The 16,184-nt window shown below is 45.7% G+C and carries 16 protein-coding genes; 8 read left to right on the top strand and 8 right to left on the bottom strand.

The annotated features are described in order from the left end of the window. Positions 1 to 2 precede the first annotated feature (2 nt). Both DOM22_RS14790 and DOM22_RS14795 read left to right on the top strand, forming a co-directional pair. Positions 3 to 1,160, top strand: a complete 1,158-nt coding sequence (locus tag DOM22_RS14790; protein ID WP_142701122.1) for a hypothetical protein — start codon at positions 3 to 5, stop codon at positions 1,158 to 1,160. After that, positions 1,145 to 1,582 carry a hypothetical protein gene (locus DOM22_RS14795; RefSeq protein WP_142701123.1) on the top strand — a complete coding sequence of 146 codons (438 nt, stop codon included), beginning with the start codon at positions 1,145 to 1,147 and terminating at the stop codon, positions 1,580 to 1,582. The genes DOM22_RS14790 and DOM22_RS14795 overlap by 16 nt, the downstream gene beginning before the upstream one ends. Here the strand turns inward: DOM22_RS14795 and DOM22_RS14800 are convergent, their stop codons facing one another. From DOM22_RS14800 to hisC, 3 genes are all read right to left on the bottom strand, one after another. Then, positions 1,583 to 1,984, bottom strand: coding sequence for a hypothetical protein (locus tag DOM22_RS14800; RefSeq protein ID WP_142701124.1), 402 nt, complete (start codon positions 1,982 to 1,984; stop codon positions 1,583 to 1,585). A 154-nt stretch (positions 1,985 to 2,138) separates the two neighbouring features. After that, positions 2,139 to 2,792: a (d)CMP kinase gene (gene cmk / locus DOM22_RS14805; RefSeq protein WP_142701125.1), complete on the bottom strand. Its 654-nt coding sequence runs from the start codon at positions 2,790 to 2,792 to the stop codon at positions 2,139 to 2,141. 42 nt (positions 2,793 to 2,834) lie between these two features. Continuing rightward, entirely contained in the window at positions 2,835 to 3,980 is a 1,146-nt protein-coding gene (hisC, locus tag DOM22_RS14810; protein ID WP_142701126.1) for a histidinol-phosphate transaminase, read from the bottom strand. 93 nt (positions 3,981 to 4,073) lie between these two features. Here hisC and DOM22_RS14815 point away from each other — a divergent pair, with 93 nt between their 5' ends. From DOM22_RS14815 to msrA, 3 genes are read left to right on the top strand one after another with little or no spacing between them, the layout of a single operon-like run. After that, positions 4,074 to 5,453: a hydantoinase/oxoprolinase N-terminal domain-containing protein gene (locus DOM22_RS14815; RefSeq protein WP_142701127.1), complete on the top strand. Its 1,380-nt coding sequence runs from the start codon at positions 4,074 to 4,076 to the stop codon at positions 5,451 to 5,453. Positions 5,454 to 5,456: 3 nt separating this feature from the next. Then, positions 5,457 to 6,875, top strand: coding sequence for a hydantoinase B/oxoprolinase family protein (locus DOM22_RS14820; protein WP_142701128.1), 1,419 nt, complete (start codon positions 5,457 to 5,459; stop codon positions 6,873 to 6,875). Positions 6,876 to 6,906: 31 nt separating this feature from the next. Beyond that, positions 6,907 to 7,404, top strand: a complete 498-nt coding sequence (gene msrA, locus DOM22_RS14825; protein WP_142701129.1) for a peptide-methionine (S)-S-oxide reductase MsrA — start codon at positions 6,907 to 6,909, stop codon at positions 7,402 to 7,404. A gap of 42 nt (positions 7,405 to 7,446) precedes the next feature. Here msrA and DOM22_RS14830 read toward each other — a convergent pair whose 3' ends face one another. Then, entirely contained in the window at positions 7,447 to 8,451 is a 1,005-nt protein-coding gene (locus DOM22_RS14830; RefSeq protein ID WP_142701130.1) for a hypothetical protein, read from the bottom strand. Between the two features lie 227 nt (positions 8,452 to 8,678). On the opposite strand from DOM22_RS14830, the gene DOM22_RS14835 reads away from it, so the two are divergent. Next, positions 8,679 to 9,470 carry an ABC transporter substrate-binding protein gene (locus DOM22_RS14835; RefSeq protein ID WP_142701131.1) on the top strand — a complete coding sequence of 264 codons (792 nt, stop codon included), beginning with the start codon at positions 8,679 to 8,681 and terminating at the stop codon, positions 9,468 to 9,470. Here the strand turns inward: DOM22_RS14835 and ilvA are convergent. Continuing rightward, on the bottom strand, positions 9,463 to 10,668 hold the full coding sequence (gene ilvA, locus DOM22_RS14840; RefSeq protein ID WP_142702247.1) for a threonine ammonia-lyase: 1,206 nt from the start codon (positions 10,666 to 10,668) through the stop codon (positions 9,463 to 9,465). The two genes, DOM22_RS14835 and ilvA, sit on opposite strands and share 8 nt — an antisense overlap. 279 nt (positions 10,669 to 10,947) lie before the next feature. Between ilvA and DOM22_RS14845 the strand changes: the two genes are divergently transcribed. Next, positions 10,948 to 12,183, top strand: a complete 1,236-nt coding sequence (locus DOM22_RS14845) for a hypothetical protein (protein WP_246845671.1) — start codon at positions 10,948 to 10,950, stop codon at positions 12,181 to 12,183. A gap of 10 nt (positions 12,184 to 12,193) precedes the next feature. Then, positions 12,194 to 12,700 (top strand): hypothetical protein, encoded by a 507-nt coding sequence (locus DOM22_RS14850; RefSeq protein ID WP_142701132.1) that lies wholly within the window; start codon positions 12,194 to 12,196, stop codon positions 12,698 to 12,700. Positions 12,701 to 12,814: 114 nt separating this feature from the next. On the opposite strand, the gene tpiA is transcribed toward DOM22_RS14850, so the two are convergent. From tpiA to gap, 3 genes are all read right to left on the bottom strand, one after another. Continuing rightward, on the bottom strand, positions 12,815 to 13,537 hold the full coding sequence (gene tpiA / locus DOM22_RS14855; protein ID WP_142701133.1) for a triose-phosphate isomerase: 723 nt from the start codon (positions 13,535 to 13,537) through the stop codon (positions 12,815 to 12,817). Positions 13,538 to 13,869: 332 nt separating this feature from the next. Beyond that, positions 13,870 to 15,093 (bottom strand): phosphoglycerate kinase, encoded by a 1,224-nt coding sequence (pgk, locus tag DOM22_RS14860; RefSeq protein WP_142701134.1) that lies wholly within the window; start codon positions 15,091 to 15,093, stop codon positions 13,870 to 13,872. A 3-nt stretch (positions 15,094 to 15,096) separates the two neighbouring features. Next, entirely contained in the window at positions 15,097 to 16,104 is a 1,008-nt protein-coding gene (gap, locus tag DOM22_RS14865; RefSeq protein WP_142701135.1) for a type I glyceraldehyde-3-phosphate dehydrogenase, read from the bottom strand. Positions 16,105 to 16,184: the final 80 nt, after the last annotated feature.

Genomic DNA, 16,184 nt, shown 5'->3' on the forward strand with positions numbered 1-16,184 from the left:
TTATGGAAATCACTAAGCTTTACAAAAGAATTTTAGCAGGGACTCTATGTATCTCTTTATTGTCGGGTTTTACCGGCAAAGAAGAGTATGTAGAATTAAAAGGTATGCTAAACGGTCGCAGCTCCGGATCATTCACTCGTGGTGATAACAATATAGTTACGACACTGACGCGTGGAACTCGTGGTGAGATTCTTGAAACCAAAAGACTTCGCTCTGGATCATTTGGTATTAAAATCAAAGTATTAAATGGTCGCAGCCAAGGTGAAGAAATGTGGGTCTATCATAAAGACGGCGCTTCAGATTTGAGCTTGTTCGCAGAAATGCCAAGCAACTGGAATCAAGCCCGTTCGGCCTCCAGCGTTTCCTCTGCGAAAGCAGCACGCGTTGAAGCCGACAAGCCTGCCATTGTAGATCCTGAAAGTTCAAAAAAGAAAGCAGCCCGCACGGTTGAAGCAGTGGAAGCTGTCAATAAGGCTAATAAAGCTGTTAAAAAGTCTAACTGTACAAGTTGTTCAGTGGCTGCTGCGGCACCAACAACCGAAGGTCAACGTTCAACGATTGCACCAGAAAGAACTCGCTATAGCTCTCGCGGTAAAGCATTGCCTAAAAGAACTATTCCTAATGCTTGTATGAAAATCATGAACACTCAAGGTCGCCCAGGCGCTTTGGGGCAAAAAATGATCAGCTTGATGTCACGTCCTGGTTACAAAGAAGACTTCACAAGCTCTAAAGCTTTGGGATCTTTATGCCCACGCTTTGATTCCCTAAGTGACCAGAACAAATTGCTTGCTTGGACATGGTTCTGGACAGCACTCGCTCGGGAAGAAAATGTGACGTGCAATGCTTCAACGGAGCACGGTGAAACTTATGTTGATCGCAGCGGTAGAACTCGCATTCTAAATCCTGATATCGGTATCGGCCTTTGGACGATGGAGAAAAGTGCCGCTGTTCGCCGCGAAAACGGACGTGGTCCCGAGTGCAGCAGTGTTTCGACTGCCGAAGGACAAGCTCGTTGCGCGATTTCAATCATGCGTAAAGATCTTGTTGGTTCCAGCAATGCAACAAGTCCTGGTAGCTACTGGGGCCCACTTCGTGGTAAACGTGTACAGAGACAAATGATGCCTCATATGGAAAGGTTCAGACTATGTTTTCAAAAGTAATTACTCTTCTTAGTCTTGCTGTTATCTCTTTTTCATCTGTTGCACTCGCTGAAAGTATTCCCACTTTGTCATTGGGTAAGTACGAACTGACTTCCGGTGATGAAGAGTATTGCTCTGAGCTGGAAATTAAGAAAAGCGATATCACTGATAAATATTTGAAGATCGGCAAGGACAGATTTTCGTTATCGAATAAGGAGTTCAAAGAACCTTCGGATTTCGATACGAGCTGCGAAGATCACTTGATCTCAACTCGCGAAGATGACGATACTTCAACGAAGCTGACGCGAATTAATAAAGAAGTCTGCAAAGGCAGTATTAAGAATTCTTCGTTAAAATCAGTGATCGTGACAGCCCAAACAATCACGATCAATCAAAAGAAAGATCAAAAAGATCTTGGGACCTGCGTATTCACTAAAAAATAATTATCTTGTGCAAGAAGCAAGATAGATCGAACGAGGCTTGGAGCCAGACGCATTAAGAGTCAATGTGTCCTGGGCCAGGCCTTTTCCCGTTTTATAGTCGATATCGATCGACTGACGAGACAAAGTCATACCCATCTGACGTTTAGTACTTTCCAGCTTTAATCCAGAGTCGTCATTTTTTTGAATCACGTGAATAGAATCGACTTTGACGTAGATCTGCGACGATTTGGCGGTTTGCCCTTCAAGGACGACATCCCCGAACTCGGTCAGATTTACCGTATAAGTCTCTTGTGGCTTCATAGAGGGGCTGACAGAACCTTTGCAGGTGACCACGACATCTTTGCCAGCATAGGCCCATGAGCTCGCTAAAAGCAAAACAGGTAATAAGAGTGATTTCATCATATGCGGCCTCCAGGACAATCAATGCCACCAGAGGTACAAATGCTAGGCCGACCTTTAAGTCGACCCTATTCGATTTGAACGATAATTCGTGAGAGCGCCGTGAAGAAATCACAGGGCCTGGCCTAAAACCGTCTATCGCGACGAGGAGGCGTACTTAGATACGTGTTTTGACGTAAGCTTCAACTTTGTCGACGACCTGATTCAGGTCTAACTCTGTTGAATCCAACTCAAATGCATCTGCGGGCACAGCCATGGGTGCCACCTTACGAGTGGAGTCCTGGTGATCGCGTTGCTTTTGAGCTTTCGCCATATCACCCTCATCAAGACCCAGCTCATTCGCACGACGAGCAGCTCTGTGAGCGCTGGAAGCCGTCAGATAAACTTTCGCTTCGGCTGTTGGGAATACCACAGTACCGCAATCGCGGCCCTCTGCCACCAAACCGTCTTCACCTTTGCTGCAGTTACGTTGAGCATCCAAAAGAGCTTTACGAACTTCAGGGTAATGACTGACTTTGGAAGCAAAGTTACCCACGTCTTCGTGAGCAATAGCATCTGTGACATCTTCATTTTGGAAATAAACGCGCGTGCGATCTGGTTCCAGACGAACGCTCCAGATAGGATTGTGAGTCAACTCTGACAACGCTTTCACGTCATCAAGATTTACTTTCAATTGAATGGCAGCATAGGCAAGTCCACGATAGAAGGCACCTGTAGAAACCCATTTCCAGCCAAGACGGCGGGCAAGTTCACGGCTAACTGAAGATTTACCAGATGCCGCAGGTCCATCGATTGTTACTACTAATCCCATTTCCACTCCAAAATCCTATCTACACCTTGAAACTAAAATTCTTTAAACTGTCGGAATCGGCGTTCCAGCCAAGACAGGAATTTCTTTCAGCACTTCTTTCAAAGCTGCGATAGCCGCTTCATTTTCATGCTCCAAACCGACACTCAAGCGCATATGAGTTTTGAAACCATAGTTCAAAACAGGTCGCATGATGATCCCACGACGAAGCAAAGCTTCATTGACTTTCACTGCGTCACGAAGTGTGTCAAACATGACGAAGTTACCTTGGGAATGAATGTACGGCAGGCCCAATTCTTCTAATTTCTTGTAGAAGTAATCAAGCCCTTTCCAGCAAATTTGCTGTGAGCGTTGTAGGAATTCTTTATCCTGCAGAGCCGCATTTGCAGCGACTTGCGCTAAATCGTTGACATTAAAAGGCTTGCGCACGCGGTTATAGACCTCAACCACCGTCGGCGGCGCAATCATAGCACCGACACGGAAACCCGCCAGGCCATAGATTTTTGAGAAGGTGCGTAAAACGATCAGGTTGTTGTATTTGTTAATATAATTTTGCGCCGATGCATAGTCTTCAGCACGAACGAATTCGTTATAAGCCTCGTCGAACACGATCATCACATCGTCACGGTTTCCAAGGCGAGCCAGGAAGTTCTCAACTTGCTCCTTAGAAGCATAGGTCCCCGTTGGATTATTCGGATTTGAAACGAAAATAAGACGAATGTCCTTTTCCTGGTGGTGAGCCATGAAATAGTCCGCAATGGCTTCCAAATCGAAGCAATATCCTTCCGTCAAAGGCACCTTGTGAAGGGCTGCACGATTGGCACCCGCACTCACTTCATAAGCATTAAAAGCTGCCACTGAAGTCAAAACTCCCTGTTTTGGCTCGCAAAAAATGCGCGTTAACAGATCGATCAGCTCATCACTGCCATTTCCGATCGCCAATTGCTGCTTAGGAAAGCCCCACTCTTTAGAAATCGTCTGCAAAAGCTCATAATGTGAGGGATCTGGATAAAGATTTTGGTGCTCCAGCGCCTTTTTTACCGCCTCCATCGCTTTGGGGCTTGGTCCAAGGGGATTTTCGTTGCTGGCGAGCTTGTAAACTCGGGATAAACCGTACTCACGTTGAGTTTCTGCAATCGGTTTACCCGGTTTATAAGGCACAAGATTTAAAATTTCTGGAGAAATCTTCACGTAACAATCCTTTTCTTATGGGGACTTGTTTGCTATATCTGATCGCCTAGCTTTAACACATTCTAGTGCGATTTCAATAGAGAGCGTTTAAAAATGCAAAACAGTTTCATGTTCGGGGTAAGTGTTGGTGAATCCTTCGCAGAATACATTCTGTGGGATGGTTCTAAAACAATTGCTGCCAAACGCGCCTACCTGTCCCGCGAGAATTTAAAAAATTCTCTTCAACAATTCGTTTCCGCTCACAAGGATAAAGTGATTGCGAAAACTTTCGTGAGCTTAAGAATTTCTGAAAGACTCATGGACTACAAACTTTCTGGCGCCGTGGCTCACGTGACAACAGAGGGCTTTGAAAATTGGCTGGAGCTGCGTGGCTGCTCGGGTTCTGCCCTGACTTCTGAAGAATTACATTTTTCCGTTCGCGAAAGAATCCAGGCTTCAGGCCAAGTGATTCAGCCTCTCGCAAATGAAGAACTTGAGGGCATCGCTGCAAAGCTGGAAATGATGAAAATCAAAAAAGTTTGTCTGCACTTTTTGCACGCGACGATCAATTCTACTCACGAAAAGCAAGCGCAGGAATTTTTCCAATCCAAAAATATCGAAGTCTTTATTCCCGAAAAAACTGAAAATCAGGACGAAGTCACTCGCTGGAGAAAAAATGCTCTGAATGCGACGATTTCCAGTCTGTTCCAGGATTTAAAAAAAGATCTTGTCGAAGCTTTGAAAGATTCTGTGAGTGAAGACAAAATTTATTTTGTCGGCGCTGAAGGCGAAGTCTTCCAAAATGAAAACCACAAACGCGTGGGCAGTCTTTTTGCCTCTTACAGTGCTTTGGGTTTCCAATATCAGGATGCAAAAACTGATGTTTTGCACTTAGGATTGGAAGATTTCGTTTTGATCTCACCACAATCCTGGAGCGAAATCTGGGAAAGTCCCTGGGGTAAAGTTGAAACTAGAAGTCTCAAAATCCGTCAGTTGGTGGTTCAACCGACTCAAGGTTTGGAACTTAATGATTTCAAACATTTTGATTTCAACCAACGCACGGAAGGTTGGGAACCAGGACCGATGAGTTTTGGTCGCGGGCAAAAACCAACTTTGATGGATCTTTGGACTGAGAATGCAAAATTGAACAAGTTGGATGGCCTGCAAGATCGTATGATTCCCGCAGGAATTCAAAAGTTTAAGAACAGCCTTCTGACCTTGATTAAAGCCAGCTACGATCGCAATTTGGAAACCGCGACTGTGATCAAAGAATTGCAAAGTCTGGGCATGCAAAAAATCGTGTTGGAATCACTGATGCACCGTCAGAATAAGAAAATCAAAGTGACGGGGCCGTTGGCGGATCTTTTCGCTAATGGTTTCAAAAAAGATCCAAATGCATCTTTCGACAACGAAGATTTTGCAGAGGCCCGCGCTGTGATTGCTGTCGGCACCAAAGCTGTCGCAAATACATCCAGCACGAAGGCAAAGGTTTAGCTTATGTCTTATCAAATCGAACTTTTCCATTCTTTACTTACTGATTTTCTTCAAGGTGAATCTGCTCTGTTAACCAACGAAGGCGATGTCTTGTTGTTGCGCGGGAACAATCCCGTTTCTTATGACACCCTGGTTAAAGCAGCTCGTACCGTTACTAAGTATTTGAAATTGAACGAAGGCGAAATCGCGCTTTTGAATGACCCTTACAGCGGTGGAACGACTTTGGATGAAATCACTTTCATCATGGCTGTTTCAGAGGACCTAGTGTGGGTCACTCGCCGACCGATGGGCAAATATCTCAAGATCGTCAAAAGTGTTGAGGAAGAGGGTTTACGTATTCCTCCAACTCCGCTGCGCCAAAAAGGCCAGTTAAATGAGGTGATTTTGGGAGCAATGAGTGCTCATCCGGCCTGCCCTCCTCAGTTTACAGAATGGATCAAGTCCCAGTGTGCGGAAATGATCGTCAGTGCTCAACGCCTTCATGATACCATCGAGGGTACAGGACTTTCCGTTACTGGCGATTTGATCGAAGAGTACGTCAAGCTTTCTAAAAAGTTGGCCGTACAAAGAATTTCTGAAAAAGCTTCCGGTGAAACTCGCGTGGATGTGGTTTTGGACAGCGGCGAATTGCTACGTCTGAGTCTGGAAATTCAAGACGGTAAAGTGGTAATTGATTTTGGTGGAACCTCGGCGGCCAAAACTTTGCACCTGACTGAATCCGCGACCTATGGTGTTTGCTTCCATGCGATCAGCAAATTCTATGGCTTTAATAATTATGCAAACTCCGGTTCCTTTTCAGTTTTGCAGGTAACGAAACCTGCAGGCTGCTGGTTGATGGCGAAGTACCCAGCTTCCACATTGAAAGGCATGACTTGCGGAGTGGCTGCAGTACAAACAGCTATCGACCTGGCTTTGACCTTCATACATAGCAAGCATGAAAAAGCATTGAACGCTTATACTCCGGTGATGTTGCAGTTGAATCATGGCGATTCCCGGGCTTACCTCAGCATCGAAGGTGGCCAAGGAGCAACAGCCGAACACGATGGTCAAAGCGCCCACATCGAAGGCCTTTCGATTGAAACTTTGGAAAGACGTTTTCCCGTGCGCGTGCAACGCATGGATCGCAGAAATTCCACGGGCGGCAAAGGTAAGTACTCTGGCGGTCGCGGTTTGATCTTTAAGATGGAAGCTTTGGAAGATATCGAAGTTTCTTGGTTAACAGATATGACTTTGCATCGTCCTCGCCTGCCGAAAAGTTGTTCTCATGGTGACGTCTCTGAAGTTACTTTGGAGAAAGGCGAAACAGCCAAGAATTTGCCGGTCTTGGGCCAGCAAAAGATTCTTAAGGGTGAGGTCCTAAGTCTGTGTTCAGGCACGGGCGGAGGCTATGGTCGCGCAGAAACAAAGGCTGTGGTAGAATAGTTAGGCATTGCTTTAAGCACAGGAGGTTTCCATGAAGACAGAAGTCACATATTTAGCTGGTGGATGTTTTTGGGGTATGGAGGACCTGCTGCGCAAGCTTCCGGGCGTTCTTAAAACCGAAGTGGGTTACATGGGTGGCAACACTCAAAATGCGACCTACAACGACGTCAAAACAGGAACGACAAACCACGCAGAAACTGTGAAAGTTGAATTCAATCCCGATCAACTTTCGTTTGAAAACCTTTTGCTTTATTTCTTTAAAATTCACGATCCCACGACATTAAACCGTCAAGGGAACGACATCGGTACGCAGTATCGCAGCGAAATTTTCTTTACCTCTGAGGAGCAAAAAGAAACGGCTGCGAAAGTGATTGCACGCGTGGATAAGTCAGGCGCATGGGGAAAACCAGCTGCCACTGTGGTTGCCAAGGCTCCAGAGTTTTGGTCAGCCGAAGGCTATCACCAGGATTATCTGCTGAAGAATCCAGATGGCTACACTTGCCACTTCGTTCGTAAGGTTGATTTTTAAATCCTAGAAAATAAAAAAGGTCCCGAGTGGGACCTTTTTTTTTTATTGGCGAATTTCTTTAAGCATATTGATCAGTATCTGTTGATTTTGGGCTTCGGTGAAGCTGAGCTTCGCGGCTCCCTTTTGCACTTTCATTTTATCAATCAAACGTTTCACCTTGGAATCCATTTTCGGTGTTTTTCCAAGCTTGATCAAAAGATTTTTGGCGTCGATACCTTTTTGCAGAACTTCGGTTTTAAGATACTCCACCTGTGTGGCATTCATACCCGACATATCCAGATCCCAACCCAACAACAAAGTCTTTGCCTGCATCACCAGATTTTTGTCGCCCAACTTTGAAACCATATCGATGAACATCAACGGGAACATGTTGTAACGAGTCTGCAAAATCTGGATGGCTTTTTCCTCGTGAGCCAGTACTTCGCGTATAGAACCTTTTTGAGGAATATCACGCGGAGCCAGCAGAGCTTCTTCCATCAGGCTGTACATACTGACCACTTGCGTTTCACCTAGGCGATCTACGTTCTCCACTTGCTTGCGATTTGTGCGATCCATGGCAACGGCCATCGCATTGAAAGAAGCCGTCATGTTATCTTTGGAAGTAATGTCTGTTGCATCCGGCTCCGCCAAAGGATCGATGCTGTTATCGCGTTGAGCGAGCTCTTCGATCTCCATAAAAAATTCTTGAGTCGCTTGCTGTTCTAAAAGCTCGCGCTTCGCAGAGGATTTGTCTTGGCCCAGGCCATTCCACAACTGCACTTCATAGGACATAAAGTACTTTGTTGCTTCCGAGATTTTTTTGAACAGGGTTGGCGCTTGCATAACGGAGTTATAAGCCTCGCGACGGAGCTGCAAAGCATTCCCCTGGCGAAGAGCATCGTACAGCTCATCTGTTTGATCCTTAAGCTCGCCGGTGCTCTTTTTCATATCCTCAGTGGTGTCACTCATTTTCACCGTGGCATCGTGCATTTCATCGACCTTCTGGATCTCAGAACACGCAACCATGGAAAGGAGCAAAAGGCCCGACAAACAGATCTTATGTTTCATAAATACATCCCAGTGTGGTGTGTTCAACGAGTCGACAACTGACACTTTCAGTCACTTTCGTGGAACACTATCTGCAGTTAATTTCTCTCTCATTCTGCAGAGAGCAAAAACTCCAAATTTTGTGCCATTAACTAGTTACATCTCCGTAATTTGGTAGTTTGGGTTGGCAACTTGCGAAAAGACACGATAACGAATTAGCAGTCTGTAAGTTAAGAGGGGCTCTTGAAATGAAACTGCTGATAGCTGCAATGATGCTCACAATCGGATTCCGTACATCGGTCACGATGGCGGACACCATTTTGGTCAGATCAGATGCCTGGTGTCCGTACGTCTGTGACAGCTCAAAAGACCCCGGTTACATGGTCGAAGTCGTATCAAAAATTTTCGAAAAAAATGGCCACAAAGTAAACTTCTCTATGGTGAATTGGGCCCGTGCCGTCAGCGAAACGCGCAGAAACAAGGCCACGGCGATTGTCGGTGCTAACTACAATGATGCCCCGGATTTTGTATTCCCTACTAAAACTTTGGGACATGGCCAGGATTTCTTCTTTGTTAAAAAAGACTCTACATGGACCTACAAAGGCAGCGCTTCTTTAGTGGGTAAAAAAATCGGTGTCATCAATGGTTATGCATATGGTGGCGACATGGATCGCATCGTCTCGGAAAATAAAGACATCTTTATTTCTATTTCGGGCGAGCATCCTTTAGATCAAATTATCAAAATGATCGAAAGCAAGCGCCTGGATGCTTTCATCGAAAATCAAACAGTACTGCGAACAAATTTAGCGAACATGGGTTTAAGCCAAGACGAATACAAACCCGTGAGTTCTCAAGTTGCAAATGATGCGAAACTTTTCATCGCATTTTCACCAGCCAATAAGAAATCAGAAATTTACGCAAAGATCTTTACTAAAGGGATCACAGAGATGCGCCAGAACGGCGAGCTCACTCGCATTCTGGCTAAGTACGGTTTGACGGACTGGGAACAACAAGAAGCTTTAGAAACGGCGACTAAATAATTTTAGCGCCGCTAGCCTCCAAGGCACGTTTGATTCTTTCCACGTGCTCGATGCTGGAAGTTTCCAGCACGAAATCAATACGAGTTTCTCGCAAAGACAAACCTTGAGACACACGGTCATGTCGCACTTCCAAAACATTGGCTTTTTCACTGGCAATCACTTGAGTCAGGTTGCTTAAGTTTCCTGGCAAGTCATCCACGATCACAGACAACTCACAAAGTTTCCCGCGAAGAGCCTGACCACGATCGATGATTTTGCTGACGATATTCAAATCGATGTTGCCACCGCTGATGATCACGCAACATTTTTTACCCAACTGTAAACCACGATGCATGGCTGCCGCCATGGCTGCGGCTCCCGAACCTTCAGCAACAGTTTTCGCACGCTCCATCAGGAACACGATGGCTTCAGCAATTTCGTCATCACTTACTGTTACGACTTGATCGACATATTTTGAAATGAAGCTGTCGTAGATCACTTGCGATGGATTCTTAATCGCAATCCCATCTGCGATCGTCGCAGCACGTTTCTTTTTTTGGTCTTGAGTTTGTTTGTTGTAAAGACAAGCCATTCCCGGAGAGCGATCGCTTTGCACACCGATCACGCGCACTTTGGGATTAATAGTTTTCACCGCCAAAGCCACACCACTGATCAATCCGCCACCACCGATGGGAACGATCACAGTATCCAGATCAGGAACTTTTTCAAGGATCTCTAAACCAATCGTACCTTGCCCGGCGATCACATAGGGATCTTGATAAGGATGTACGAAGGTGAAGCCATTTTCTTTTTCAAGCTTTTGGGCATACTCGTAAGCTTCGTCGTAAATTTCGCCTTTAAGCACCACGTTCGCACCATAGGAACGAGTCGCTGTGGCTTTGCTGATCGAGCAATTCTCTGGCATCACGATTGTGGATTTCACTCCCGCCAAACGTGCTGACAGCGCCACACCTTGCGCGTGATTTCCGGCAGAACTTGCGACGACTCCGCGAGCTTTTTCTTCAGCGCTTAAGTTTGAAATTTTATTGTAAGCACCACGGAATTTGAAACTGCCCGTACGCTGAGTGTTTTCGAATTTAAAATAAACTTCGCTGTTCAACAGGTTGCTGGCACTGATCGAGTGGCTCATCTCCGTGGGACTGATGATGTCTTTAATAACCTGACGTGCTTTCTGAATGTCTTCGAAAGTAACCTTCATTACGTTGGGCATTTCATTGGGCATAGAACGGGAACTCCTGTTGATTCGCCTACTTTCTTCTAAAATCCAGGCCTGGGCAAGATGGTTTCACAGATGTGATGCCCTGGGGATTCGTCGGGAAAATTAACCTCAAATATATGTAATCACTCAGTTTTTCGTCTTAAACCTGGAAATCTCAAGAAATATTATGTCGCACTTTTATCAAATATTAAGCGGAAATACTCAAAAGGACTCATGATTTCGGTTATCTCGCCGAAAAGTCTAGGGAGGGGTATCAATTTGATCAACCGACTTAGATTCCTAAATTTAACGACAGCTGTGATGCTTGTTTGGAGTTCAGCGTACGCGCAAGTTCCGGAAGAGCTTCAGGAAGTCGTATTGACGGGAAATCTGTTTGGTCGCTCCTCCGCCGACTTTTCTAAAAGTGCCAACAACATCAAAACGACAGTGACCCAAGGTACTAAAGGTACGGTGGTTGAATCCCGACGCCTGAAATCCCCAGGTTCTTACGGCGTGAAAATCCGTCTGACAGAAGTTGGTAGTGGTAAAACCAATGCGAAACCAGGTGATGAAGTTTGGGTTTATTATAACAAGAAAAATCCGTGGATTACTTTCCGTGATACCAAAGACATGGAAGTGCAAAATCCCGAAAATGCGTTGACGGCAAAAGCCCGTCAATCTGGTGAAGGCATCCCCGCCCCAACCACTCCCACTCCTGCAGATGACAAGAGCATCGATCCGAACGAGGCGATGCCAAGTGGCGATCGCAGTCAGACCGAGGCTGGCACTGGTAACAACTGCTTGTTGAATAACTCTTGCGGCACAAGTGCGAATCATGAAGCGATGAAATCAGTCGCTGACAAGATTCTGGATGACGAAGTAGCGAAGCGTCCCAAAGATGCTGGAGCTAAAAAACCAGAAGCTAAAAAAGAAACAAAATCTCCTGACTTTGGAAAAGAAGCGGCTGAGAAAAAGAAGGCTGCAACTCTGGCCAAACTAAAAAAGCGCACCTACACCATGGAGAGATTCGATTGGACAAACTTTCCAGAGGTGATGAAGTATTCTGAAAGCGCAAAAGCTGCTGCTGCCATCAAATCAGGGATTCGAAATCGCGAACCTGGATCCACGGGACGCTGTTATGCGTACGTAAAAGATGCCTTGTTGGCGAGTGGACTGGTGAAGTCCCGTCCTCCGGGCGGTCATGCTAAAAATGGCGTAAAGGACTTAAAAGCCCAGGGTTTCATCAATCTGATGGACGAACCCTATAAGGGCATTATCAAATCACCCGATGACGCCCCTAAAGGCGCTGTGATTATTTATGAAACTTCTGACAAAGGACAGTCTGGCGATATTCAAATTAAAACCGACTGGTCGACGGATGGCTCTTACGTGAGTGACTTCCTGGGCAGAAGAACTGACAGATCAGACGGTAGTTTTTTATCATCTCCTAAAGCTAAAGACTTTAAGAGAAGGAAAAAGCCGTATAAAATCGTCGGTGTTATGATTAAACCGTAGGAATGGTGTTATGAAGAAAGCATTGATTCTCACTCTTATTTTTACTTCGATCGGCTTGAAGGCAGCGGCTGTCTCTGCGGATGATTCTTTGGTGGCTTTGCAAAAAGCTGAGCAAATCATTGCGACGTTGCCCACAGATGGCGAGTTCAAAAAGAATGATCCGCAATCTAAGAAGCTTCAGAAGGATCAGGACAAAGCCTTCGATATTCTGACTGATGCTATTAAATCTTTTAAAGAATCTCCTGAAGATCAACTTTTGTTGGAGCAAATTTTAAAAGTGGTGTCGGCCATGAATAAAAAAGATCCCACTCGCTACGCGACGGAGATGGTTTCGGAACTTTTCAACTATGAACTTCCAGAGTTTAAAGACAAACAGCACAAACCGCTCGTGGCTAAGATTAAAAAACGTCAAGAGCAGTATCAAGCCGCTCTGAAAAAGCTTCCCCCAAAAGAAGCGAACGAACTGCATAAAGCTATCCAAAACTTTGTTCGTTCCGCCAACGAAGGCAACGGATAAAACACAGGCCTCAGCTGAAAACAAGCGTACTGAATAAAAGTACGCGATAAAAAAAGCGCGCTCTTTGCAGGCGCGCTTTTTTAGTTTCAAATTAGACCCTCTAATTTGAAGTGACTATACAGTTGCGATCTTGTGGAAAGAATCCACTTCCAAAGAAGCTCCGCCCACCAAGAAACCACTCACGTGAGCTTGCTTGATCAGTTGAGCCGCATTATCTGGCTTCACACTGCCACCGTAAAGTATCGGCGCTGTGAATCCCATTTTTGTCAGGATGTTGTGAACATCCGTGTGAGTTTCAGCCACTTGTTCAGGTGTCGCTACCTTTCCAGTACCGATCGCCCAAACAGGTTCATAAGCCACCACAACAGGCTTTGATTTATCAGCCTTAGCTAACCCCAATAGCAACTGAGTTTCCAGCACGCGGAACGTATGAGTCGCCTCACGCTCTTGCAAAGTCTCACCAATACAAAGCATCGGAATAAGCCCCAAGGACTGGACGTAAGCCACTTTGTCAGCGATCAATGCATCCGTCTCACCAAAGATAGAACGACGTTCGCTGTGACCAATAAGAATATAATTCCCACCGATCTCTTTCACCACCTGAGCCGAGTTTTCCCCAGTAAAAGCCCCTTGCGCCTGAGTGTAAGCATTCTGCACACCAATCTTGATCGCAGACCCCTTTACCGCCTCACAAGCCGCTTCCAAAGAAATAGCCGAAGGAAAAAACACGACCTCACCAGTAACCGAACCCATCACCTCTTTGAACTTATTCAAAAAAGAACGAGTCTCCGCAGGAGTCTTAAAAAGCTTCCAATTCCCAGCAAAAATCTTTTTCATAAAAAAATCCCCAATTAAAAAATTACAGCAGCCTAATTTCCACTGCCGCTCCGGTTGCTGCCCGCATCAAAAAAACAAATCATCTCCGCATCGGTAACCGCATGCATTACAAAAAACCGGCAGGCACCTTTTCGAAATCCCCGAAAAAAAATGGCCCCAAAGGGGCTCATTTTTCAGCGGCAAAGCCGCTCTCCGGCTCCATCCCCAGCCTCAGCAACCTGTTCAAAGGTACGCTAAAGCTTGAGTGTAATCGAGGCGCCAGGAGGAAGGCGTACTCCTGTACGCCGACGACGCAGCAACGCAGAGTACACTCAAGATCTAGCGGACCTTTGCTATTCGTAATTACTTGCTGGACGAGCCTTCACGCGAAGAATCTCAAGACCCGGCAACTTATCTCCTTGAAGGTATTCAAGAGAAGCACCTCCACCTGTCGAGATGTGAGTCATCTGAGCCGCATAACCAGACATTTCTGCCGCTGCAGCAGAATCACCGCCACCAACGATTTTAATCGCATTAGATTCAGCGATCGCTTTTGCCACGCCGAAAGTCCCTTTCGAGAAAGCTGGATTTTCGAAAACGCCCATTGGACCGTTCCAGAAAATAGTCCCTGCTTCTTTCAAAGCTGCAGAGTAATTGCGGATCGTTTGAGGTCCGATGTCCAAAGCCATTTCGCCATCTGGAATCACAACGTCTTTCGTCGTGTGAGCATTCGCCACATCACCAAAAGCTTTCGTCGCCACGTGATCCACTGGCAGCAAAATAGTTTTGTCACGAGCTGCGATACGCTCGATCATTTCTTTGCAATAGCGAACTTTGTCAGTTTCCACCAAAGAGTTACCAACAGACACGCCTTGAGCTTTCAAGAAAGTGTATGCCATGGCACCACCGATGATGAAACCATCAACGATGTCCATCAACTTTTCGATCACTGGCATTTTGTCAGAAACTTTTGCACCACCCATCACGGCGATGTAAGGGCGTTTTGGATTCGTCAAAAGAGAATCCAGCATATTGATTTCTTTTTCGATCAAGAATCCAATGCCTTTTTCTTTCATCACAGACGGCAGTGCATGAATCGTCGCATGAGCTCTGTGAGAGGCACCGAACGCGTCGTTGATGTAGATCTCTGCATAGTTTGCGATTTTTTGCGCGAACTCGATAGAGTCTTTTGTTTCACCTTCTTCAAAACGGACGTTCTCAAGAAGGATCAACTGATTCTTTTTCAAAGAAGGCAGCAAGTGAACGGGAGCATCAGAATCTGGTTCTTCAACCAAGATCACTTCTGCATTCAAGTGCTCTTGAAGACGTTTTGCAACGGGCTCCAAGGAGAACTCTTTGTCGTCTTTCGTTTTTGGACGACCCATGTGCGAAGCCATAACGATCTTCGCACCGTGTTCCATGCAATACTTAATTGTTGGAAGAGAAGCCGTGATACGGTTTTCATCCGTGATCTTGCCACCTTCCATGGGAACGTTCAGATCCAAGCGAAGGAAAACAACTTTGCCTTCCAACGCGAAATCACGAACGGTTTTAATGCCTTTAAGACCTGCGCTCATTGATTACAGACCTTTCGCAGCCATGTGTTTAAGAACGTCAACCATACGGTTCGAGAAACCAGTTTCGTTGTCGTACCAAGAAAGAACTTTAACCATGCGAGGACCCACAGTCATAGTGGAAGCAAGGTCAACGATGGAAGAATATTTGTTACCGTTGAAATCAACAGAAACAAGTTCGTTCTTTTCACAAGCCAACACGCCTTTCAAAGCGCCATTAGATGCAGCGATCAAAGCTTCGTTCACTGATTCTTTAGTTACGTCAGCTTTTGCAGTGAATGTAAAATCCACCAAAGAAACGTTCGGAGTTGGAACGCGTACGGAGATACCGTCGATTTTACCTTTCAACTCTGGCAATACCAAACCTACGTTTTTCGCAGCACCAGTTGTTGTTGGGATCATGCTCACAGCTGCTGCACGTGCACGGCGCATATCAGAGTGAGGAGCATCCAGGATTTTTTGGTCGTTCGTGTAAGAGTGGATCGTCATCATAGTCCCGTGCTCGATACCGAATTTTTCATTCAATACTTTTGCAAGAGGCGCCAAGCAGTTAGTTGTGCAAGATGCATTGGAAACTACGTGGTGTTTTGATGGATCGTAAGCTTCGTGGTTGATTCCGTAAACCATCGTGATGTCTGCACCCTTTTCAGCAGGACCAGAAACCAAAACGCGTTTCGCACCACCTTCGATGTGTTTCATGAAGTCTTCTTTGTTTTTGAATGCGCCAGAGCACTCAACAACAACGTCTACGCCCCAAGCTTTCCAAGGAACTTCAGCTGGGTTGCGGAATTTTGTAACGTGGATTTTTTTACCGTTAACAATCAAGTTTTCGTTATCGTGACCAACATCGCCGGCAAATGTGCCGTGAGCAGAGTCATATTTCAAAAGATGCGCATTACCTTCAATGCTATCCAAAGAGTTAATACCTACGATGTCGAATTGCTCGTGCGCAGCTCTGAAGAAAACGCGGCCGATACGACCAAAACCATTAATACCAATGCGAAGTTTTGCCATGAATAGCTCCTTGTTTTAAAACCCACCTAATATGGGCCTTAGAACGCAAAAAAGCCAGTCTAGACACCCTGTCCCGACTG

This window comes from Bdellovibrio sp. ZAP7 (genome assembly GCF_006874645.1).
GTDB lineage: Bacteria > Bdellovibrionota > Bdellovibrionia > Bdellovibrionales > Bdellovibrionaceae > Bdellovibrio.